This is a genomic window from Methylophaga thalassica (genome assembly GCF_030159795.1).
Taxonomy (GTDB): Bacteria; Pseudomonadota; Gammaproteobacteria; order Nitrosococcales; family Methylophagaceae; genus Methylophaga; species Methylophaga thalassica.
In genome coordinates this window covers 450,604-474,376 of the sequence record NZ_BSND01000013.1, presented here as the reverse complement: position 1 = coordinate 474,376, position 23,773 = coordinate 450,604, and the positions used below count along the sequence as shown (strand labels likewise).

The 23,773-nt window shown below is 43.6% G+C and carries 22 protein-coding genes; all 22 read right to left on the bottom strand.

Annotated features, from left to right (window positions below; genetic code table 11):
• Positions 1-2 precede the first annotated feature (2 nt).
• The gene (locus QQL60_RS15080) at positions 3-2,159 is read right to left on the bottom strand and encodes a chemotaxis protein CheA (protein ID WP_284723761.1); all 2,157 of its coding nucleotides are present in this window, start codon (positions 2,157-2,159) and stop codon (positions 3-5) included.
• A gap of 4 nt (positions 2,160-2,163) precedes the next feature.
• Positions 2,164-2,526 carry a response regulator gene (locus QQL60_RS15075; RefSeq protein ID WP_007144629.1) on the bottom strand — a complete coding sequence of 121 codons (363 nt, stop codon included), beginning with the start codon at positions 2,524-2,526 and terminating at the stop codon, positions 2,164-2,166.
• 39 nt (positions 2,527-2,565) lie between these two features.
• Positions 2,566-2,844, bottom strand: a complete 279-nt coding sequence (locus QQL60_RS15070) for an STAS domain-containing protein (protein WP_007144628.1) — start codon at positions 2,842-2,844, stop codon at positions 2,566-2,568.
• Positions 2,845-2,997: 153 nt separating this feature from the next.
• Positions 2,998-3,444 carry a flagellar export protein FliJ gene (fliJ, locus tag QQL60_RS15065; protein WP_284450548.1) on the bottom strand — a complete coding sequence of 149 codons (447 nt, stop codon included), beginning with the start codon at positions 3,442-3,444 and terminating at the stop codon, positions 2,998-3,000.
• A gap of 27 nt (positions 3,445-3,471) precedes the next feature.
• Complete coding sequence (gene fliI / locus QQL60_RS15060; RefSeq protein ID WP_007144626.1) at positions 3,472-4,896, bottom strand: flagellar protein export ATPase FliI; 1,425 nt, start codon at positions 4,894-4,896, stop codon at positions 3,472-3,474.
• A complete protein-coding gene (locus tag QQL60_RS15055) occupies positions 4,883-5,581 on the bottom strand; it encodes a flagellar assembly protein FliH (protein ID WP_284723760.1) in 699 nt (232 codons plus the stop codon). Before QQL60_RS15055 ends, fliI begins: the two co-directional genes overlap by 14 nt.
• On the bottom strand, positions 5,568-6,578 hold the full coding sequence (gene fliG, locus QQL60_RS15050; protein ID WP_007144624.1) for a flagellar motor switch protein FliG: 1,011 nt from the start codon (positions 6,576-6,578) through the stop codon (positions 5,568-5,570). Before fliG ends, QQL60_RS15055 begins: the two co-directional genes overlap by 14 nt.
• Positions 6,578-8,266, bottom strand: a complete 1,689-nt coding sequence (fliF, locus tag QQL60_RS15045) for a flagellar basal-body MS-ring/collar protein FliF (RefSeq protein ID WP_007144623.1) — start codon at positions 8,264-8,266, stop codon at positions 6,578-6,580. Before fliF ends, fliG begins: the two co-directional genes overlap by 1 nt.
• Positions 8,267-8,296: 30 nt before the next feature.
• A complete protein-coding gene (fliE, locus tag QQL60_RS15040; RefSeq protein ID WP_007144622.1) occupies positions 8,297-8,632 on the bottom strand; it encodes a flagellar hook-basal body complex protein FliE in 336 nt (111 codons plus the stop codon).
• 42 nt (positions 8,633-8,674) lie between these two features.
• Positions 8,675-10,060: a sigma-54-dependent transcriptional regulator gene (locus QQL60_RS15035; RefSeq protein WP_007144621.1), complete on the bottom strand. Its 1,386-nt coding sequence runs from the start codon at positions 10,058-10,060 to the stop codon at positions 8,675-8,677.
• Positions 10,057-11,244, bottom strand: coding sequence for a sensor histidine kinase (locus QQL60_RS15030; RefSeq protein WP_007144620.1), 1,188 nt, complete (start codon positions 11,242-11,244; stop codon positions 10,057-10,059). Before QQL60_RS15030 ends, QQL60_RS15035 begins: the two co-directional genes overlap by 4 nt.
• Positions 11,245-11,373: 129 nt before the next feature.
• Positions 11,374-12,855: a sigma-54 dependent transcriptional regulator gene (locus tag QQL60_RS15025; RefSeq protein WP_284723759.1), complete on the bottom strand. Its 1,482-nt coding sequence runs from the start codon at positions 12,853-12,855 to the stop codon at positions 11,374-11,376.
• A gap of 124 nt (positions 12,856-12,979) precedes the next feature.
• Positions 12,980-13,282 carry a flagellar protein FliT gene (locus QQL60_RS15020; RefSeq protein ID WP_284723758.1) on the bottom strand — a complete coding sequence of 101 codons (303 nt, stop codon included), beginning with the start codon at positions 13,280-13,282 and terminating at the stop codon, positions 12,980-12,982.
• Positions 13,283-13,284: 2 nt separating this feature from the next.
• Positions 13,285-13,683 (bottom strand): flagellar export chaperone FliS, encoded by a 399-nt coding sequence (fliS, locus tag QQL60_RS15015; protein ID WP_284723757.1) that lies wholly within the window; start codon positions 13,681-13,683, stop codon positions 13,285-13,287.
• 33 nt (positions 13,684-13,716) lie between these two features.
• Positions 13,717-15,075, bottom strand: coding sequence for a flagellar filament capping protein FliD (gene fliD, locus QQL60_RS15010; protein ID WP_284723756.1), 1,359 nt, complete (start codon positions 15,073-15,075; stop codon positions 13,717-13,719).
• Between the two features lie 52 nt (positions 15,076-15,127).
• The gene (locus QQL60_RS15005) at positions 15,128-15,526 is read right to left on the bottom strand and encodes a flagellar protein FlaG (RefSeq protein ID WP_284723755.1); all 399 of its coding nucleotides are present in this window, start codon (positions 15,524-15,526) and stop codon (positions 15,128-15,130) included.
• Positions 15,527-15,610: 84 nt separating this feature from the next.
• A complete protein-coding gene (locus QQL60_RS15000; RefSeq protein ID WP_284723754.1) occupies positions 15,611-16,417 on the bottom strand; it encodes a flagellin N-terminal helical domain-containing protein in 807 nt (268 codons plus the stop codon).
• A gap of 203 nt (positions 16,418-16,620) precedes the next feature.
• Positions 16,621-17,223 carry a hypothetical protein gene (locus QQL60_RS14995; protein WP_284723753.1) on the bottom strand — a complete coding sequence of 201 codons (603 nt, stop codon included), beginning with the start codon at positions 17,221-17,223 and terminating at the stop codon, positions 16,621-16,623.
• A 162-nt stretch (positions 17,224-17,385) separates the two neighbouring features.
• A complete protein-coding gene (locus tag QQL60_RS14990) occupies positions 17,386-18,177 on the bottom strand; it encodes a flagellin N-terminal helical domain-containing protein (protein ID WP_284723752.1) in 792 nt (263 codons plus the stop codon).
• Between the two features lie 124 nt (positions 18,178-18,301).
• The gene (locus QQL60_RS14985) at positions 18,302-21,955 is read right to left on the bottom strand and encodes a glycosyltransferase (RefSeq protein ID WP_284723751.1); all 3,654 of its coding nucleotides are present in this window, start codon (positions 21,953-21,955) and stop codon (positions 18,302-18,304) included.
• 44 nt (positions 21,956-21,999) lie between these two features.
• Positions 22,000-22,629, bottom strand: coding sequence for an HAD family hydrolase (locus tag QQL60_RS14980; RefSeq protein WP_284723750.1), 630 nt, complete (start codon positions 22,627-22,629; stop codon positions 22,000-22,002).
• Positions 22,630-22,660: 31 nt separating this feature from the next.
• Positions 22,661-23,770 carry an FkbM family methyltransferase gene (locus QQL60_RS14975; protein ID WP_284723749.1) on the bottom strand — a complete coding sequence of 370 codons (1,110 nt, stop codon included), beginning with the start codon at positions 23,768-23,770 and terminating at the stop codon, positions 22,661-22,663.
• Positions 23,771-23,773: the final 3 nt, after the last annotated feature.

The window sequence follows — 23,773 nt, the reverse complement described above, 5'->3', positions numbered from 1 at the left end:
GCTCAAGCCACCTTTCCTGATGAGTTCTTTTTGACCTGAGAAGGCTCTCTATGCATTGCCATTAATCCTGGAATATCCAGAATCAAAGCGACGGCACCATCGCCTAGAATCGTTGCACCAGCGATACCTTTAACTTTGCGGAAATTGGTCTCCAGGCTTTTGATAACCACTTGCTGCTGTGCCAACAACTCGTCGACAAATAACCCCACCTTATAATCTTCACAGTCAACAATCACCAGTAAGCCAGCCTGCAAATCCTCTATGCCACCCTCTACATTGAAAACATTCGTCAGCCTGATTATTGGCACATACTCATCACGTATTTTATAGAGCTCGCCTTTACCCGTTACTCTGTTGACTCTACCCGCTTCGACTTCAACTGACTCAATAATCGAAATCAATGGAATAATGTACCGTTGATCGGCAACTTGGATAATTTGACCATCCATAATGGCTAAGGTTAATGGCAATCGAATAGTAAATGTAGAACCAATACCAGATTCTGACTTGACCTCAACAGCACCACCTAAGCTATTAATATTTTTTCTAACCACATCCATTCCAACCCCACGACCAGATAAGTCGCTAACTTGGTCTGCTGTAGAAAATCCTGGTAAGAAAATGAGTTCGTGTATTTTTTCTGGGGGGAGTGTTTCGTTCGGATTAACTAAACCTTTCTCGATCGCTTTATTTAAAATTTTGTCTTCGTTTAGACCGGCCCCATCATCACTTATTTCAATGACAATATTGCCACCCTGATGATAGGCATTAAGTTTTAGCGTGCCGGTTTCAGATTTATTAGCAGCTCGACGTTTTTCGGGTGTCTCCAAGCCGTGATCTAATGAATTACGCACCAGATGAACCAAAGGATCACCTATTTTCTCCATCACTGTTTTATCAAGTTCAGTTTGCTCTCCGCTCAGAACTAACTCGACTTGTTTTCCCAACTTACTGGTCATATCGTGCACCAGCCGAGGGAAACGGTTAAAGACAAAACTAATAGGCAACATGCGAATTCGCATGATACTTTCTTGTAGCTCACGGGTATTACGTTCTAACTGTTCAAGACCATCAATCAACTGAGGTAGCATGTTGATATCAAAATTCTCACCAATCTGCCCCAGCATTGACTGAGTAATCACTAACTCACCAACAAGATTAACCAGTGAGTCAACTTTATCTGTGCCAACACGAATAGAAGCATCCGGAGTCACGGCTTTCTTTTTAGGCGAAACTTCATTTTTTTTCGGTGTGAGATGATCAATCTTAGCTGATGTTTTGAGTTGGGCTTCAGTTGCACTTGGCGATGGAACTTCGGGTTCGACTGTTTCACCCTCCGTCAGTGAACTAGGAGGAATCATGGGCTCATGGATATCAATCTGTTCAGATTCATGTGCCGACAGAGCAGGCTCGATATCAGGCACATTTTGTTCAAGCCGCTCAATACTGAGCTCACAATCACCATCCACCCACTCAAAGACTTCGTTTATCGCTGCTTCATCAACGTCACCCGATAAAGTCAGTTGCCAACTCAAATAACAGATTTCAGGATCAAGATCGGTAAACGGAGGTAGCTCCTCCTCATTCACCTCAACAGATAACGCCCCCAACTCCGCTAATTCACGGAACATCCGAATAGGTTCATTTCCCGTCTGGAGCATATGAGATAGAGGTTTGAACTTAATCAGCCACGTTTGAGTTAATGGCTCTGATGCGCTCACATCCGCATCAGAAACCTCATCCATTACCTTGTCGACATCATCAGACGTTGAACCTAGTAAAATTTGCTCAAGCGCCTTCGATACTTGTTTGACTTTTTCTGTATCTACCTCTGAACTATCTTGAACAGCTGTTAACATTTCACGTAGTGTATCTACAGCTGAAAGTAATGTTTCAATCACATCATCCGTTGCTTCGCGTTCGCCATTACGAATTTGATCAAGGAGGGTCTCTAATCCATGTGTAAACTCAGAAATATTGCTAAAGCCAAAGGTGCCAGCCCCTCCTTTGATGGAATGTGCGGCACGAAAGATACCATTGACCGTATCATCATCGATTTCTCCCTGCGACATGCTAAGCAAGCCACTTTCCATAATATCGAGACCTTCGAAGCTTTCTTCGAAGAATATGCTATGAAACTGGGAGACGTCGATGCTCATATGATTAACCCAAGACTTTTTTCACCGTTGCTAACAGCTGTTCAGGATTAAACGGTTTAATCAGCCAGCCTGTTGCACCAGCAGCACGTCCCTCTTGTTTCTTTTCTGGTCCGGCTTCAGTTGTTAGTACGAGTATAGGAATAAACTTAAACGTGGATAATTGGCGTAATTGACGGGTTAAAGTCAAGCCATCCATTACCGGCATATTGACGTCAGTAATGACCAAATCAAAAGACTGTTTTTGAGCTATATCCAGGGCCTGTTTACCATCATCTGCTACGGTGACTTTATGTCCGGCACCTTGCAAAGTGAAGGTGACCATTTGCCGCATTGAGGCAGAATCATCGACTGCGAGAATATTAGCCATAACAAAAAAGCTCCTTCTTTAATATTAGTTTTTTATATTTTATTGTGCGTAAAATGCTTTGATACCCAATCTATCGACAGCATCACAAAAAAGTTGACTGGGATTTGACCAAATGACAACCAGCCCCTGAAGTTGAGCATCACGATAGAACGCATAGAAAAGTTGAATGACCGCTGTATCGATACGTTCAATTTGACCTAAATTAATTTGAATAGCCTGGCCTTCAGCCATCGCCATTAACAGCTGCGCATATATATCTGCAACCTGTGCGATCGTGACCGATTCAGCACAGTTTATTTCGGAAATCGAGTCAGCCATTTTTCTATTCCTTCTATTTCCCTCGGCTATAGCGTCTCAGCTTTATCTTGGCTGATTCATCTTCACTATGCCTTTTACATGTTTTACTGGTATCGGCCTCTTTTCAAAAAAAATTATCTTAATTTTGCAACTATTGAAAATTAGGTATTCATTTTATTTATTTCGGTTTCTCAGCCATACACCGTTTGTATGCTCATCCGTTTCGACTTGTTCTCTTTTTAATTGTTTTTTGAGCTCTGTGGCTTCATACCGTGCCATTAAGGCATCAATAGCCTGCTCCTTATTTCTGGCCTGCAACCACATTTTTTGCTGACGCTGGACTTTTTCATTGGCTGATTTGACTTGTGATTCCTGACTAAGAATAGCTTGGTCTAATTTAGCTAAAAAGCTTCTCAGATCGAGTGCTTTTTTTGCAGTCATCACCATGGGATCTGCTTGTCGAAAGCGCGAGAGATACTCGGCCCGATATTGAAGGAGATCATCCAACTGGAATTGCTCCTGTTGAAGTAAGGCATTTTGTTGACCAAGTTTTTGTAACTCGGACTCTGTTGCTTTCCGAGCCATTTCGATAACAGGATCAAGTTTTCGACTACGACTCATTTATCAACTCCACGCTGAGCAATAATATTAAAAACGGCGAGTATTACCATCCATTAGCATCGGTGTCTGTGCCACATTCTGCTGTTGGTTTTGTAATTGATTTCTTAACTCAAGTACTTGCTTCAATCGCTGATCACTTTGTTGCCAGTTAACCGCTTCATTCATGCCTTGTCTCAACAATTGCCTTAACGCTGGGAACATGGCAATGGATTCATCAATGGCAGGATCACTACCCTTACTATAGGCGCCTACACTAATAAGATCTTGGTTTTGTCTATAAGTTGAGTAAATCTGCTTGAATTGCTGTGCTTGTTTTAAGTGTTCTTCACTTACAATATGAGGCATGACACGACTTATTGATGCTTCTACGTCAATCGCTGGGTAGTGCCCAGACTCGGCTAGCTGCCTAGATAAAACAATATGCCCATCTAATATGGCCCGAGCCGCGTCTGCCACAGGATCCTGCTGATCGTCACCTTCCGTTAATACCGTATAGATAGCCGTAATAGCTCCACCGTCAACAGCTCCATTGCCAGCGCGTTCAACCAATTGTGGTAATAATGAGAATACTGATGGTGGATAGCCTTTCGTTGCGGGTGGCTCACCAATCGCCAAGGCAATTTCACGCTGCGCCTGAGCAAAACGAGTCAAGGAATCCATTAATAATAAAACCTGTTTACCTTGATCCCGGAAGTATTCAGCAATGCTGGTTGCCAGCATGGCACCATGCAGTCGCATTAAGGGGGAATGGTCAGCGGGTGAAGCGACAACAACGGATCTTGCCATGCCTTGTTCACCGAGAATATCTTCAATAAACTCTTTTACTTCTCGGCCACGTTCACCAATCAAGCCAACTACGATAACATCGGCCTCAGTAAATCGTGTCATCATACCTAACAACACACTTTTACCAACACCACTCCCTGCAAACAGCCCCATACGTTGACCTCGGCCAATACTAAGCAAGGCATTAATACTCTGTACCCCAACATCGAGGTGTTGACGAATAGGCGATCGCGCCAACGGATTAACCGGTTCACCGTGTAAAGGCACCTTGTCATGAACTCTTAAAGGACCTTTACCATCGAGTGGTTTACCTGCACCATCCACTACCCGGCCCAGCATGGCTTCACCTACAGGTACTTGTGAATCACTTCGTACAGGTCTGACTTTAGCGTTAGGCACTAATCCACGCATATCGCCTGTGGGCATCAAAAAGGTCGTTTCACCTGAAAATCCGACCACTTCTGCTTCGATGGGCTTTTGTCCTTTGCCAATAATCTCACAGCGGCTGCCAATGGGCACCTGAAAGCCAACGGCTTCGAGCGTTAATCCAACCATCCTGGTCAAACGTCCTTCAATTAAAACACTCTGCTCATCATCCGAATCCAATCGTTGTTGATATTGCATCAACTTATTTTGTAATCGGGACTGACGCTCAATATTGCTCATTGTCAGCATCTCTTTCATCACCAAGCACTTTATTGATGATGCTGTTCAGCCTGGACTCAACCGTGGCGTCGACGCTGGTATCAGGGGTTTCTAAGCGCAGACCACCACGAGTGAGTAAAGGATCTTCTATCCATTGGTATTTGTCTGAATCGTGTTCTAAAGATAACCCTTTCTGGATGATATGCAGATCGTCAGGATGAACATAAATTTTGAGTTGACGATCACTGATCGGTAAGGCTTCAAGCGCCGCTCGCATTGCGCCAATAACGTGTTCTGGTTGATGCTTTAACTCCCGGCGAACTAGCTGCCGCGTCATGGTAATAGCCAGGTTAACTAAATCTTTTTCCAGAATCTCATCCAATTCTGTCAGTGGCTGTTGTAAGGTATTAAGCATCTGCTGAAGCTTTTCGACTTGCAACTGAATATCTTTCAGTCCTGCTTGCTGACCATCGGCAAAACCAGCCTGGTGGCCTTCTTCATAGCCAACTTTGTAGCCTTCTTCCTGTGCTTGTTGTTGTAATGCCTCAATGGCTTTCACATCAAGCACTTGCGGAGCATCCTTATCATCCACATCCGTGACCGCCACCATTCTTGGCGCTTCCCAGCGTTTTATAGCATCAGCAATTTCATCCGCAGATAAGACATCAGCTTGTTTGGTAACAAGCGTGTCATCAGACGAAGTCATCACCTGCACCTCCGCCTAGCATAATTTCGCCTTTATCAGACAAGCTTCGTGCTGTAGCAAGAATGGCTTTTTGCGCTGCTTCTACATCGCTTAAACGAACAGGCCCCATCGCTTCTAAATCATCACGCATCATTTCACCTGCACGTTGTGACATATTGCGTAGGAATTTCTCTTTCAATGCGTCATCAGCACCTTTTAGTGCCAGCTGCAATTGATCAGTCTGAATTTCACGCATCAATGTTTGCATGCCACGATCATCGACATCGATAAGATTTTCAAAGACAAACATAAGATCTTCGATGTTTTGTCCAAGATCGGGCTCGCTCTCTTTGATTTTTTCCATGATGGCCGCTTCAGAAGTACCATCAACAAAGTTAAGGATATCTGCCGCTGTTTTCAGACCTCCCACCATCGTTGATTGTGCGCCTGCTGCACCACTGAATTGTTTTTCCAGAATCTCATTGAGCTCTGTCAACGCAGAAGGCTGAACACCATCAAGCGTGGCAATACGCAATATCACATTCGCCTGATCCCTTGCAGGAAATAAAGACAAGACACCCGCTGCCTGATCCGCATCCAGAAAAGAACATACAATGGCAATGATCTGCGGATGCTCAAGACGAATGATTTCATAAATCCCTCTGGCATCCATCCATTTGAGCTGTTCCAGACCATTGGTGTTACTGCCAGATAAAATACGATCTAATAAACTGCCAGCACGGTCTTCACCTAATGCACCCACCAGCATTTTACGAACATAATCATGAGAACCAATACCAAGGCCAGTTTCTTGTTCGACAGTGGTCACAAAACTGTTTAAGACTGATTGGACTTCTTCGCGCGTCACGTTTTGTAACGTCGCCATGGCCTGACCGACTTTCTGTACCTCTTTCGGCCCCATATGCTTGAGTATTGCTGCCGCTTCCTCTTCACCTATAGAGCGAAGAAAAACAGCTGCTTTTTCCGTGCCTGTTAGTTTTCTGACTTCTTCTGCCATTAGGCATCACCCGCCGTCCAGTTTTTGACTACTTGCGCTACGAGCGCAGGGTCTTGTTGCACTAAACTTCGGACATTAGATAGTTGTTCTTCCATCTTCTCCGAACCAGTGGTCAGTTTAGCAATCTCTTCACCACTCTTGCTACTTCTGGCTAAAACTTCTTCCGGCGATAAGTTTTCGTCATCATTTTCAGAGACAGGCACTTTGGTCATATCTCTGAATGCAGGACGGATCACACCAAAGATAAGGAACAGAACCACCAGTGCACCACCGACTTGTTTTGCTAAATTCCAAACCCAAGGTTCTTCCCAGATAGGTTTTTCTGGCAAGGCTTCAACCGCTTCAGGAGCCATGAATGGGGCATTCACTACATTTAAACTGTCGCCACGTGCTTTACTAAACCCAATGGCATCCATCACCAGCGCGTTAATGCGTGTCATTTCTGACTCTGACAGCGGCTGAGAGGTCACATTGCCTTCCGCATCAACGCTGCGTTTTTCATCAACGAGTACAGCCACGCTTAACTTTCTAACATTGCCCGGCGCCATGCGGGTATGGCTGATCGTTCTGTCTAGTTCAAAATTACGTGTTGTACTTTTTCTGCTTGAACCAGGTGTTGTGGTTGTCGTTGTTGCCTCTTCACCATTTGCCGCATTATCTGGGGCCGTTTGTTCCGGTGCAACACCACCACCAGGTGGTTGATTACTGAGCGCTCCTGGCACACCAAACGGGCCACCATTGCCAACACGTTCTTCTTCCTGAAGCTGTTCACTTCTGACGGCTGTCATATCTGGATTATAACTTTCATGCGTTTGTTCAGACATTGTAAAGTCAATATCTGCAACGACTTGAGCACGAACACCGCTCATCCCGACAATGGGAGACAGAATATTCTCGATACGGTCAATATAGATCTGCTCAACTTTACGGGTATATTCAAGCTGAGTATCACTCATCGCAACACCGGCAGCCCGTTCTGGTTGCGTTAACAAATTACCGCGCTGGTCAACAATCGTCACATCGGCATTTTTCATATCTGGCACACTGGATGCGACCATATGTGTGATGGCAGCGACCTGAGATTGATCCAGTGTTCTGCCTGCATATAGATGTACTACAACGGAGGCGGTGGGATCTTTACGATCACGCACAAAAACAGACTGTTTGGGAATCGCTAAATGCACACGCGCACTTCTGACATTATTCAGTTCAGCGATAGAGCGGGATAACTCTTCTTCCATGGCACGTTGATAACGAGCCCGCTCAATAAACTGGCTGGTACCAAAACCCTGATCCTGATTAAGCATTTCCATGCCTAATGCCGCACTTCTGGGCAACCCTTCTGCAGCCAACTTCATACGCAACGTCTGCAGGTCAGCCGCCGGTACTAACACCGCCCCGGTGGTTGGATCTAATTTGTAATCCACATTCATTTGCTGCAAAACATCGACAACTTCAGAAGACTCCGCCGGCGCCATATTGCCAAACAGCACTTGATAAGACGGCGTTTGTGACCACATCAGCACATAACCACCGACAGCAATACTGGCAGCAATAGCTAATAAAAATAGAACCTGCTTAACTACAGGTTGTCGTGAAATATTAGCTTGCATGGCGCCCAAAGCCGTCGTTGGTCGGGCTGCCGGCATATTAGCTTGAGGGCCGGTAGTAGCAGGTGCGTTTTCCATATATTGTCTCTACTCAGAAATGTTCGCCGACTAAATCGACATACGCATAACTTCTTGATAAGCCTCAATCAGCTTGTTTCTGACTTGTAAGGTAGCTTCAAAAGCCACACTGGCTTTTTCTGATGCAATCATGACGTCAGCCAGGTTGACATTCGGATCGCCAAGTTCAAACGACGTTTTTAAGTCGCCGGATGTTTTTTGTAAATTATTGACTTCACCTATCGCTTGTTTCATCACATTGCCAAAATCAACCCGACCATTGCTTTCAGCATTATCGGCAGAAAGTGGTTGAGTTGCAGGTGATGCCTGGGCTTGCAAAGCTCGCATTTGGGTAAGTAATTGATTCGGATCGATAGCTTTGATCATGATTCTCTGAACTCCGCTTAAAAAATGACGCTGTTAGTTGCTCTATGCAGACTTCTTGCCAAGTTTTTCCGGGATTTCCACCCCCTGCTCACGGAATTTGGCAATCTTATAGCGTAAAGTCCGTTCACTGATTCCCAGCTCTTTAGCTGTAAGTCTTCGGCTACCTTGATATTTTTCCAGCATGTCGAGAATATGACGCTGCTCCTGTGAACGAAGATCATAACCTTCTAGCACGGGCTTATTATCTCCCTGAACAGGCAAAACGTCTGATTCCACCGTAGTATGATCCAACTCCTGACCAGAGACTGCCTCGAAGATAATATCTTTCGCCGTAATTGACTGGCCTGATTGCAGTATTAAGGCACGCTGAAGCACATTATCCAATTCACGGACATTGCCTGGCCATGAGTGAGACAACAATCGGGATTGTGCTGCCTCGTCCAACAAGGGCGCTACGCGTCGACTGTGACTGGCATGGCGAGCCAGTAATCGATTAGATAGTGGCAAAATGTCATCTATACGTTTTCTAAGTGGTGAAATTTCAAGTGGGAACACATTAAGACGATAAAATAAGTCTTCTCGAAAACGACCCGCTTTTACCTCATCGCGTAATGTTCTGTTGGTAGTGGCGAGTACCCGGACATCAAGTGGGATAACTTTTCTACCACCAATCCGTTCAACTTCACGTTCCTGTAATACACGCAATAACTTCGCTTGCAGAGATAAATCCATTTCTGAAATTTCATCTAACAAAATCGTGCCATGGTTTGCTTGCTCAAATTTACCAGCATAGGCTTGACTGGCACCGGTAAAGGCCCCTTTTTCATAACCAAACAAGGTGGCTTCCAGCATATTTTCAGGGATAGCGGCGCAGTTGATGGCAACAAAGGGGGCAGAAGCTCTTGCTGAATGTATATGAAGATAACGGGCTAGTACTTCTTTACCTGTGCCACTTTCCCCGTTAATTAAGACCGTAGCATCACTGTCCGCCACCCGTTTGGCGATAGCTTGCAGCTCTTTAGATGCCTGAGCGTGAGCCACCATATCATCTTCTTCTGTTCCAAGATCACTAATATAGCGTTGCACCCGCTGCAATAACTCATCTGCTTCGAATGGCTTTAATAGATAGTCAGAAGCGCCTTGATGCATAGCATCTACTGCACTTTGTACGGTGCCATAAGCTGTCATCATGACCACGGGTAAATCCGGCATCATGGCTTTTGCCCGCTTTAATAAGGTATGCCCATCCATAGGTGACATTTGCAAGTCGCTTAACAATAAACCGACAGGTTCACTGGCGATTTTATCTAATGCTGATTGCCCATGCTCCATTCCGGTCACACGGTATCCTGCTAACTCAAGTGTGTCACATAATGCTCTACGAAGATTCGCATCGTCCTCAACCACTAAAATATTAGATGGATTCATAACGCAACCTCCTGCGTGACTTCATCTGATGATGAACTTGATGATGTATAAAGAGGGAAAAACATGGTCACCGAACTGCCTTTTTTAGGCTCGCTTTCAATTGTTAAGTGACCTCTATGGGCCTTCACTATTGACTGAACGACAGCCAAACCGAGGCCTGTGCCATTCGAACGAGTGGTATAAAAGGGAGTCAGTACCTGGTTCAGCACTGAAGCAGACATGCCCTCACCATTATCATTAACGCTAATGCTGATACATTGCTCATCGTCTTCGTTGATGGCGTAATCTGCTTTTACTTCAATATGTCCATGCGGCTCACATGCCTGACGTGCATTGTTAAGAAGATTAGTAATTGCACTAATTAATGCAGATTGGCTGCCATAGATATAGCCATCATTAACATGATTCGAAATGGTCAGTCTGACATCACTGCTTTCCACATCATTTTGAGCGGAGAACTGCTGCTCAAGTTGGCTCAATAACTCTTGCAGAGCTACTGGTGAGGGGGCAGCCATATTTCCACGTGAAAAAGATAAGAGATCACGAATCAATTGCTCCATATGAGAGAGGCTCTCTTTCACCCGTGATGCAAACCGCTGTTTTACTTGTTCGTCAGCCCCTTCTTTGAGTAATGGAGACAGATAAAGCATCGCAGAAGATAATGGCGTTCTGATTTGATGAGCAAGTCTTGCAGTGACTTCGCCAATGGTGGATAGTCGCTGTAAATGTGACACTTTGCTTTGTAAAGTTCGAGTATCAGTCACATCCTGCAATAAAATGATTTGTCCCGGTTCATGACCCAGCGGGTTGGTTGAGATATGAACTAAACGGCCATCTTTCAGTGAAACATCGTGACCATCGCTGGGCTTGGGATCAAAAGTGCGTTCAATCACATTGACCCAGCGTTCACCTGAGAGCGGTTCGCCTAGTAAGGATACAGCCGCTTCGTTCGCTTCCTGAATAAAGCCAGAGCCATCCAATACAACGACACCAGCAGGAAGAACCGCGAGTAAACGACTATGGCGATTTGCTAATTGGTCAGCCTGAGATGAGACTTTTTTAGTCTGTTCAGCCGATATATGGCTGACATTAGAAATAGTGCTGAGATCAATGTCTCTTGAAAAGGGTTGTTTTTGGTAATGCGATTTTTGTAAATCATCACCCACCGATAATTTCAGATTCATGTTTCTTGCTCCTACATGCACTATTGCATCGTATTAGAGCTTGAGCAATTACCATGCCCAAATTAAATCTAATTAATTATCAATAAGTTAAACAAATAAACGTCAAAAGTCCGACATTCAGCAATAACACTATTCCGTATCTCTCTGGATACCGTATTTACGCATTTTTTCTACCAAGGTAGTTCTTCGCATTTTTAATTTATTAGCCGCGTGGGCAACCACACCTTCAGCATCATCTATCGCTTGTTTAATCAATAAATACTCGAGGTTTGCCAGGTGCTCTTTCAGGTCAATCCCATCCTCTGGCAGCACCATGTCATCTGAGAGGCTATGCAGGCTATCTGTTTGAGAAGATAGCTTAGACGGCTGTTTATCCTCAATACTGACCTCAGGCATATTTCTTGGTATATCTTGTTTCGGACTAGCGGTGATGATCGCTGTGATTTCTTCTGGGAGGTCATCCCCTTCCAACCGGTATTTATCAGGTAGATCATCAAAATCCACCGTCCCATAAGGATAGAGAATAACTAAACGTTCAACGACATTGGCTAATTCACGTACATTGCCAGGCCAGGGATAGCGACACAAGGAGGTAATGGCAGCAGGAGTAAGATGGATTGTACCTCTGTTCTCATGCTCAATACGTTTAATCAATTCATTGATAAGTAAAGGTATATCCTCGGGCCTATCGCGTAATGCCGGCATTTCAATCGGGAAAACATTGAGACGATAAAATAAATCTTCACGGAAACGCCCATCAGCAATATGCTCTTCAAGATTACGATGTGTTGCAGCGATCACACGCACGTTGGCTGTTTGTGTTTTATTGCTTCCCACTTTTTCATAGGTTCGCTCTTGTAACACACGAAGCAGCTTTACCTGCATAGGTAATGGCATATCACCTATTTCATCCAGAAATAAGGTGCCGCCCTCAGCCATTTCAAAGCGCCCTTTTCTTGATGTTATTGCCCCGGTAAAGGCGCCTTTCTCATGACCGAATAACTCACTCTCTAATAATTCTCCAGGGATCGCGCCACAGTTTACCGGCACAAAAGGTTTGTCTCTTCTGGATGAAAAGTGATGCAAATTACGAGCAACGACTTCTTTACCAGTTCCAGACTCACCAAGAATTAATACATTTGCTTCCGAATCTGACACTTGGTCAATCATCCGCTGTACATTCTTGATCATACGGCTATTGCCAACAAGTGATCTGAACAAATTTGTACCAGCTGTCGCTTCAGTCGTCAGCCCACGGTAAATGGTGGCCTGTTGCAGAGCATTGCTTAATTGAGGGTATTTTATCGGATAACGAATAGAACCGATTGTACCGGGAAAGCTTATTGATTCACCCTCAACAGACTCAAGAGTGAAGACTGGTACACGGGCTTGATGATTAACGAGTTCTCTCAGTAACTGTTTAGTTTGATTCTGACCACCGCAGTCTCCGACAATGGCCATGACCACATCATCCAACGCATCGGCATGTTCAAACCATAGTTCAGGTTCACGAATTACAACAGGTTGGCAATTTATAAACTCGATGAGTGTGCTTAACATCTCGCATCGGTCATTATCACTTTCTACGACCAATACATTATTTACACTCATATCAACTCCATCTTGTCACTTTGTTTTGAACTGGCTATAAACCATAGATAACTGGAGTTAATCATTTTCTGGGAGTCATTGTCAAAAATATGACGGTAGAAAAATCATACACGTTACAAATCAATTAACTCGATTGGTAAGCTGCTGCCACTTTTTTGTTTTTATTGAACTGGCTGAGTTCTACTTGAATTGACTGACGGGCATCAACGCAGTGACGTTCGATCGTTTGATTGATTTGTATTATTTTTTCAATAACAGGGCTCGCTTCAGACTGGTTCACTGAGTTATCTAAAGGGAAAACTTCGGCTAATATTTGACCACGCTTGTGTACTAATCCGGAAATCTCAGACCACTTTTCATTTTCTACAGCTGAGAGCATTGACTCTGTTAGCCTTAAAGCTTCCTGTAACTGGGCTATGGCATTCATAACTAATGAAACTCTGGGGGTATTCCATCCCAGCCCGCTTTGATTTCTTCAAGTAACTTGGTGACTTCATCAAGAATCGTTATATCATTGCTGACATTCGCTTCAAGTAACCGGCGCGTTATATAGTCATATAATGCATCTAAATTGGCAGCGATCTCCCCGCCCTTTTCAGCATCCAAACTGGTCTTTAATCCTTCAACAATACGAATGCACCATGAAATCTGATGTCCTTTTTCAGCAATTTCATTACGCGCAATACAGCCTTTTGCAGTAGCGACCCTCGCCAGCGCACCTTCCATCAACATCTGAATAATTCGATAGGGTGAGGCATAATTTACTTCAGACTCAATGGCACCTCGGCCATAACCTTCCATCGCTTTTTTATTGACCATTACCTGCATACTCCAGTCCTTAACACTAGTGAATCATTCTACTTAATTTGAATTCATGGAGGATAATTGTGAAATCAAATAATCACCTTGTGATTGTAAATTACTAACCAATGTGTCCATCGCTGAATACTGTGCACGCAGACGTGTTTCCGTCATTTCAAGACGGGCTTCCATCTGCTCTTTTTGCCTGTCAAGCGAAGTTAAACGTGCATTGAGTCCTTCTTCCTTTGAGTCAATAAGGCCATCGGTCTGTAACCATGAATCGGCTAATGATTCTAAACGATTAGCAAAACCTTCACCTTCAGCTGAAAACAAATTAGCAAATGAAGTGAAGTCTGAGCTTAATACTTCATTCACTTTATCTTCATCTACCGTCATCACCCCTTCTTTATTGATAGAAATCCCCGCTTGAATCAGATAACTAAAACTCGACCCGGTAATACTGGCACCAGAATTAAATACATCACGTACCTGACTTTCGATCGTTAGCAGTGTGCTATCGGCTTCTAACTGGCCATTACGTTGAGATTTAATTTCTGTCATTAATGCATTATATGCCGATGCAAACTCATTAACTGATTCCAAAATCGCATCATCATCACGGGTAATATCTAATGTAGAACTACCGACATCTTTGACATTCAACGTGACACCATCAATAGCATTAGCAATCGAATTTGAGCTACTAGTGACAGTAAATCCATCAATACTTACAATCGCATCTTTCGCTGAAGAAATCGAAGAAAGATTTTGTGTTCCCCCCGAACTGTAAACGAAAGCAGAAAGCCCTGATGCATCAGAGTCATTCCCATCACTGTCACCACTCACAGAAACACTGATCGCATTATCTGTTCCGGTTTCGTTTGATGTCAGCACAAGACGAGCACCACTATCGTCTGTAATAATTGATGCCGTCACACCAGTATTTTCGGACGCATTATTGATAGCTGTACGAATCTGAGCCAGCGAACTATTGCTCGAATCAATAGTCACGTCAAAACTTTCAGAACCGACACTTATCGTGAGCGTACCTTCTCCCACAGTCGTGTTGTAATCAGTAAAAGCAGATGACGCTAATTTATCTCGTGTCGCTATTTGCGTGACATCAATATTGTATGAACCAGTAGCGGCAGTACTGGTAGCCGTCGCAGTAAATAAATCTTCATCTTGAGAATTGGCTTGAAATACTTTAAAACTAGAAGCACTACTTAACGACTCCATTGCCGACTGAAAAGTCGACAATTTACTTTTAAAGGAGCCATACGCACTAATCTGAGCATTAATGGTAGATTGCTTACTCTCAAGCCTATCAAGTGGTTGACGCTCAATATCCATCAAGCCAGTGACGATACTCTCAAGGTCGAGCCCTGTTCCTACCCCTAATGATGAAATTGTAGCCATGTCAATTCTCCGCTTAAACTTGATTACAAATTTGCAGCAAGTTTTGAGCCAATCAAGCTTTTGTTTCTAATAAAATGCCACGATATTTTTCAATAGCATGTCTCGCCTCTAAAATCTCTTCCGATGGAATTTGTCTGACGACTTCTTCTGTTTCAGAGTCAATCACTTTAATCACCGTATCCCCGCTAGTATCATCGACACTAAACTGCAGGTTCCGGTTCATGTTCTGCATATAATCATTTAGTTGAGCAACCTTATCACGCAAAGCTTCTGTACGCTGTTGTTGCTGGTTGTTCTGCTCATCTGATGATTGTCGAATCACTTGAGATTGAGCAGATAATTCAGTAACAGTCTCAGTCTGAACAGATTGCGTAACCGGTTTAGACTGACTAGTAACATTGTTTTGCACTGATTGAAGGGCAGATTGCACTAACAGATCATTATTAGCCATTGTCTTCCTCCTAATCTTTTATAAACGGCATAAAGCCTGGGGAGTAGTTTACTCACCAGGCCTATGCGTTTCATCCTTTTGTTATTATCCCAGCAGTGATAACGCTGACTGCGGAATAACGTTAGCTTGTGATACGATGGATACACCGGCCTGTTGCAGAATCTGTGCTTTGGTAAGGTTTGCAGTTTCAGCAGCAAAGTCGGCATCAACGATCCGGCTACGGGCAGCAGTGGTGTTTTCTGAAAAGCTGTTGATATTTGAAATAACTGCCTCAAAACGGTTTTGAATAGCACCAAATGTCGCACGCAATTGACTCACTGTGTTGATGTCAGTATCCAACGTTCCAAGAGAAGTCGATGCATTTGCTGAGGTATCTACGGCAGCGGTAGTCAAGCTTAATGCTGTTGCGCTAATACTCACAGTATCACCAGCATCTTGTCCGACCTGAATGCTCAGAGATAAATCAGTACTACCAGAACCACCTAGTAAATCAGTACCGTTAAACTGTAATGACTCAATAATACGAGTATTTTCAGCTTCAAGCTGTGTCACCTCAGCAGATAGACCTGTACGATCTGTTACAGTACCGTTAGCAGATTGCACTGCGATTTCACGAATCCGTTGCAGGTTATTACTGATTTCAGCAAGGCCACCTTCAGCAACCTGAGCCAATGAAATACCATCCGCAGCGTTACGAGCCGCCTGATTTGCGCCACGGATATCCGCTGTCATTTGCTGAGCGGTGTATAGTCCAGCAGCATCATCTTTCGCGCTATTAATACGCAAGCCAGACGATAAACGTTGTAATGATGTATTCAGAGTATCTTGAGATTTACTTAAGTTACGTTGTGCATTTAATGATGCAATGTTTGTGTTAACGACTAATGCCATGAGATTTACTCCCTCATAGGGTCGAGCTAAGCTCGCTTTATACATGGCGGACAAACTATGAATTTTCTAGTTTTTACCGCCTCCGAAAACATTAGCGGCAGGGAGTGAGATTTTCTTTAAGACAATTTACAAAAAAATAGGTCAGACTTTGCGAAAGTCTGACCCAGTTCACATTTTGATATTGATCGATATCTGAATTCCACTTACATGGAAATATTCTGTTCGTCACTAGTAGTGAGTTTACATTTTCTGCGGAGGTTTATAGCCCCTAATAATGCTGGGGCGAATAAAAGTGCTGCACTTGGTATTGGAGTTGCGATGAGTGAAGATTCAGACCAAACTGCAAAAGTTCTACTTGCTTGTGGGTATAAATTTCCTTGTCCATACCCAACACCTTCTTGTTCAAACTCAAAGCGTTCTGTATTTCTGAAAAAATAATAAGATCCGGTATCAAACCCACTAGTATGAACATAGGCTGTAGTCAACTCACACGATACAGTTCCTTCACATCCCTCAACCAGCTCTGGACTTTGGTCATAAACTGTATCAGCAAGAAGACCATCACCATTGAAAGCAGCGTATAGAGCGTTTGCAGCTGCAGTTACGAAACCGTATGAGTTACCACCAAGCGAGTAATCAAAAACGTCATTGAATGTAACATCATAAAGTCCGAAGCCACTAACGTTTATCCCCTTGATTCCAGCAAGTTTTCCATCGCTATTAATTAGAATGCTAGCTGCACTTACAGTCGTTGTAGTCAATACAAATAATATTGCACAAGATAGTTTCAATAAAAACTTTTTCATCATAAATTCCTTTTTAATTGATGATATTTACTTATCACCGATAAAACTCCCTTTCATCCGTGCTCACTAACTGAATGTGGAAAATCCATTTTCCACTTTAACTTTCTATCTTGACATCCCAAGCTTCTGTTCTTTGCTAAGGAAAAGTAACATTATCGGTTATCACTGCAATAAGGACAGAGCATTCTGAGGCAATGTATTTGCCTGTGCGAGGATGGACGTACCAGCTTGCTGTAGAATTTGAGCTCGCGTTAATTTAGCCGTTTCTTCAGCAAAATCAGCATCCATAATCCGGCTTCGAGCAGCACTGGTATTTTCTGATAAGCTTTGTAAATTAGAGATAACGGCTTCAAAACGGTTTTGTATTGCACCGAACGTGGCGCGTAATTGGCTAAGACTATTAATATCAGTATCCAATGTACCCAATGCTGTCGAAGCATCTGCTGATGTTGAGACATCTACCGTCGTAGTAGTGGCAGCAGTGGCAGTAACGGTAACGGTATCAACGGCATCAGCACCGACCTGAAATGTCAGTGACAAGCCTGATAAAACTAGCTGGCCATTAAATTGGGTCGTGTTGATTATTCGGGTATTTTCATCCTGTAGCTGAGTAACCTCAGCCTGCAAACCATTTCTATCTGTGACTGTGCCGTTGGCAGACTGCACTGCTATTTCACGAATACGTTGCAGGTTATTAGTAATTTCAGCCAGGGCACCTTCAGCAACCTGAGCAAATGAGATACCGTCAGCAGCATTTCTTGCCGCTTGATTGGCACCGCGAATATCGGCGGTCATTTGCTCTGCTGTATAAAGGCCTGCAGCATCATCTTTGGCACTGTTCACGCGAAGGCCAGAAGATAAACGTTGTAATGCAGTGTTCAAATCACCTTGCGATTTAGTTAAGTTCCGCTGCGCATTAAGCGACGCAAGGTTAGTATTTACGATTAATGGCATTTGAATTCTCCCATTTCAAATATTATTTGCCTGTAACCACAAAGGGTTACCAGACTTGATGGGAGTAAAGCAGTTTGCGTACCAGTTTTTTTAAATCAACAGAAAAAAAACATAAGCAATTGTTTTATATAGATTTAAATACTTTTAACCAGTCATCTAAATGATCTTCAAGGATAAATTTTTGACGTACCCAGTTTTGTAGCTGCCGACCTTGAGCGGCAATTTTCTCCGGTTCAGCTAAGGCGGCAAGGATTGTCTCTATCCAGATATCGCTTTCATTAGGTATTAAAGTTACCGGTGCCCCATATTGCTGATATGGGTACATATCACTTGCAATGACAGGCCACCCCATAATGCCATATTCAAGTAAGCGCAAATTACTTTTTGCCTCATTAAAAGGATGCTGCTCTAATGGTGCGATAGCTAAATCTAAATCAAGATCTGCTAAAGCCTGCGGATATTGATTGAAGGAAACAAATTGATGAAACTCTTTTACATACGGTCTGAGTTCGATTGGACACATCCCCATGAAGATCCAATCCACTTTATCTGCCAAAGATTTAACCACATCTGTCATTAACGCTAAATCACCTGCATGTTGATTAGCCCCAGCCCAACCTACTCGTGGTTTTTGATGGACCGTTTTTTCTGGTAATGATAATGTCAACCACCTTTGTGATTCCAGTCTATTAGGTATGACCGTAACATAATCAGTATATTGACGACATAAATCAGCCAATGGCTTAGTGGATACTATTGTATGATCACATATTGCCAACGTTTTTCTCAGTCTTGAACGCATATCCCTGAAAACCAGTTTTTTTCTGTCACTCATTTTCGGTAGGTTTATGACCAGATCATCCAAAGAAAAGACAATTTTGATTTGAGTGTGTTGTTTAACCTTTTGTAGAAACTCAAAGGCAACATCTGTAAGCATCTGCTGAACATACAATATATCCGGCTTTAACCGCGCTAATTCTAGCAAGGTGGGTAAAACAGGTTGCTCTTTAAACTCATGAAAAGGCATCCATGTCAGCTCAACATCACCATGATTTGCCAACGCCATCGTTGGTGCGATCATCCGATATTGACCAGTACCAGAGCCATTAAGAGGAAACACTACAATGCGAGTTTTTAAGTCAAATCGAGGATCCCATTGTCGTTGAATTTCGACCTCAGGCGCAAAATAAGTAGATCGCAAACTCAGGTTTGGATTGAAGAAAGGATCATTGCTGAAGGAATTAGCCCATTTAACAGCTAACACTGACTCATCTATATCACTATAGGGATTAACACCGTTTGTTTCTATCGCCAGCTTTTTATCTTGAAATAATGTGACATAAGGCGACCAGATAACTTTTTTACCCTGCTGCTGAATTGTGAGGCATAAATCCATTACCGAGTAACGCGTATCTGAGAATGCGTTTTCACACAGGCCGCCAGCTTCGATAAAAGTCTGTTTTTCAATAGCAAAACAGGCTGCTGAAACTGATGAATATTGCTGAATACAATGCGCTCGTTCCATATAACCAGCCTCTGTAATATCCAGCCCTTGGAATAGACCAGTCACATCATCCGTAATACCGAACACACCACCGGCATGAATAATCTTGTTTTCATCATCAAGGATACGAGCGCCAACAACTCCAACATCCTCTCTTGTCATCAATGGCATCATTTCATTTAGCCAATTGCCATTCACAGCCATCGCAAAACAGGAGATGATCACTAAATAATCACCACTAGCGATATTTACTGCATGATTAATCGCTGCCGAGTAATTTTTCTGATCAAAACGTGTTGCTGCAAAACGTTCACCCCACGCTTCCGACATCTCAGCATACACATCCTCGAGATCTTCGATATCACTCATTACATCTACAACGACCACTTCATAGTTGATATAGGTCGTGTTTAGCTCTAACTCTTCCAAACAACGTGCAAGGTAGGAGACATGATTATGATGAGCAATGATGATAGACACTTTTGGCTGGTTTTTCGTGCTATAGACGGTCTGGAATCGCGGCTTGTTTTTGGGGTTCGATATGGTTGCAGAAACACCAACCCTGTTTAGATGCGCATGACGGGTCAACCATTCATTTTCCGTCAATTGCTCTTTATTGATATCTAATGGAATCGAGGTAAGCAATACATCTGGAATATGAGAAAACGCTCGTTGCTGATACTGCTCATACACCTTAAATGCCATATCTGTGGTGTGCACATAAGCCAAGTTTGAATAACCACCGACCTGTTCAAAGGCTTCCCTACTTACAATAAATGAACGCCCTAAGTATGAATAAGCCCTTAAATAATCAAGACTAAACTCTGGCTTAAACCAGATATCGGCCTTAGCTTCATCGACTAACTCATCACTGTAAATAAAGTGTGCCTTAGTCTCTAAGTTAATTGTGTCAGCAAAGCTCAATAAAGCATGTGGGGCTAATTTATCACCGGGAATTAACTGCATAATCCAATCTAAACCTGAGGCCATAATGGCGCTTTCAATGGATTCATTAATTGAGCTCTCGATTTCAAGCCATTCGATATTCTCAGGAATAGAATTGAAGACGTCCGGAGCTGGAATATTACTGATGATCGTCAACCCCCAGGCAGAATAGAGTTGTTGTTCAAGCGAGTTTAAAGTTAAGGCAAGACTATCAAGCTCATGGGCGTTGACCACCATGATCAAGTGTATACCAGGTATTTGCTGCCAGTCAGTGGATAAACGCTCTGCCAATACGCTGGCCCTAGCTTCAGTCAGCAGATGCTGTTTCTCCCAAAGACCATAATCTATATTCAAGGTTTGCAACAATCTGTCTGAATCAGTCTCTCTCGAACTCAGTATTTTTGAGAGAATTCGAACCCATTCAAGATTCTGCCAGTCGGCGCTTTCCAGTTTTGATTCAAACTCATGGGCAGTTTTGCGAAGGAATTGATCCATTTGCCACCAGCAGTAATTGATCGATTGCTGGTTGTTATAACGTACTTCCGCGACTGTGGCTTTGGCTTGCTCAAGTGCATCAGTCCCACTCGAATAGGCGATACCCGGACCATGTATCGGATCACGCATGTTATTGCGCAAAAACTCAGAGTCCACCATTATCACTGGACAACCACATAATAGGGCCTCACCAATCATTGAGGTCGGTTCATAGCAATAGAGGACTTCAGACCGGCGGAGAATATCTGCGATCTGCTGGTGACTCAGTGAAACATCCTGACAGAGACTGATTGCGTCTTTGGCATGATCAGTAAGTACCCCGCCTTTCGCCAGATATTTATGGGCGTAATAACAGGCACCACGTCGCTGTTTATCATGAGGATTGTTTTCATTATGAAACAGGCTGTTATTGATGAGCGGAATATTCAGCAGATCAACATCCATGCCTTCAGGCACAAAACCTTGTGAGTAGGTAAAAAATAACTCATTGGCAGAAAGGTTTTCATCACCTCCCACATAGCCCGGTTTGTTCAACCACCAACGAACAACAAAAGGCATACATAGCGGATTACCACGTACCACCTCAGGGTAAACCATGATTGGCATCAGTCCCGCCTTAACATGGCGAATAATATCACTATTTCTGAGTAGGGGGGTTCTTAGCGTTTCACTTTCTATATCAGTACCGACAAGATAGGCCTCTCGCCCCATTTCATTGAGACCATGACATAGATAATGCAGAGCTCGGATACCCGCTGACTTCTGCGAAAAATCGGGTGCATAAATATAAAAAGGTAGATTGATGCATTCAAAAAAGCTGGGTTGCCTAATCATTCATTTCTCCCTAGAGTTGTGTCGGACGACGCTCCATGATTGAATTAAGGCTGGTTAAGCAGAACGGCCAACTGCTGCGCATTATTTGCACGAGGTACCTTGGCATCATCACACTGTCCATATCCCCATTGCACCATAATATAGTGTAAATCATTAGCCACAGCAGCCTGATAATCAGAATCGGTATCGCCAACATAGACGGTGTGTTTTGGATCAAGTTTATATTTGTACATTATCTCTGCTAACAGTTCTTTTTTTGACGCCAAACCGATAAAGCTATCTAGCGAATAAACACCGGTCATCATCTGCTGCCAACCTAAATATTCAGTGATCTTACGGGTCGGGACTTCGCGTTTGTTGGTCGCGATAAAAAGCTGCCGCTGGTCATGGTACAAGTCGTGAATTAGCTCATCTATCCCATCATAAACACTGCTTGAGCGGTAACTGTCATGATCGTAAACCGCTTTGAATGAAGCAGCGATACTGGCCAGCTTTTTTTCATCCGTAAGCCCAGTCAATATTGGTAATAACTGGTTTAACGGAGGACCGATGAGTTTATGGGTCATCGGCAATTTAGGTTTTATCTTATTTTTTTCCAGCGCCATTTCTAACGCTGCCAGTATGGCCGGTGAGGAATCAATCAGCGTACCATCAAGATCGAAAATGATATTCAAAACGTGTCTATTCCTATAATGATAAAAAGTCTTAACTCAACAGCTGCTCAAATTCATCCAGTTGCTTTTCGGTGAGACTTTTCATCGCCCCCAGCTGATAGGCCGACTCAATTGCACCGTCAAATAACAAAGCCAGTAAAACACCGGCACGACGGCTTAGCTTCTGGATGTGGAAAATCTCATCACGCGATGACAGTGTCTGCTTGAGCTCAGTGGATGTCTGTTGCAAACGTTGTTTTGCCGCCGACTCGCATGAATGGTTGATAATCTCATAAAGCCGTGAAGGCAGCGCGGTCAGCCAGAGATGATGTGACGGCAATCCGTTCTCGATGACCGCCAACATTTTGTCGAAAATACGGTACTGATAAACTGGGAGCAACTGTGTCGTCCAATGATCATGTTTCTCATCCGGTATCAAAAAGACATCTGCAGTGTCTTTGAGTATTGAGGTGTTCCAGACAGCTTTATTACTGAGACAAATGCCATAAATGTTATAGACCGTGTAGCCGATATCACGGGCAAAGTCATACAGCGTGTCAGCTGTAATCGCCTGTCCATTGAGCTCGAAACTGAGCGCATTATGACAATATTCCATCAAGATATAAGGCCGGTTTCTTGCGAGCAGCGCTCTGGCACCATCAAGTGCCAGTAACTCTGCCCCTTCAATATCCAGCTTGATCAGCCCGATATTGTCACGATCTGCCAGCATCTCATCCAGCCGCACCAAATCGACCGTCTTGACCACATAATCCTCACCAACACCGCAATGAGCCATGCCCCGGGTATATTTCAGGCTGCCGGCACCCCAGATTGCTGTTTCTATAAAATCGGCAGTGCCCTCTTGATTCGAAACGGCGTAGTTGTATAGCTCAACTTGAGGCTCATCAGCAAACTTGGACCTGGCAAATTCATAGATCGCCGCTGAAGCCTCAAACCCCAGAATCGGCCCCTTGGTATGTTGAAGGTATAGTTCCGCCTGAATACCGATATTGAAGCCGACATCCACCACCGCCTGCTCAGGGCCAAGCACCAGTGCAAAGAATTCATCAAAGAACTCGGTATCATTGAAATAGTGCGAAGTGCCGGATGAATGACTAAGGGCCTGATAAGCCACAGTCTGGAATGAAGTCAGCTTATTCATTAC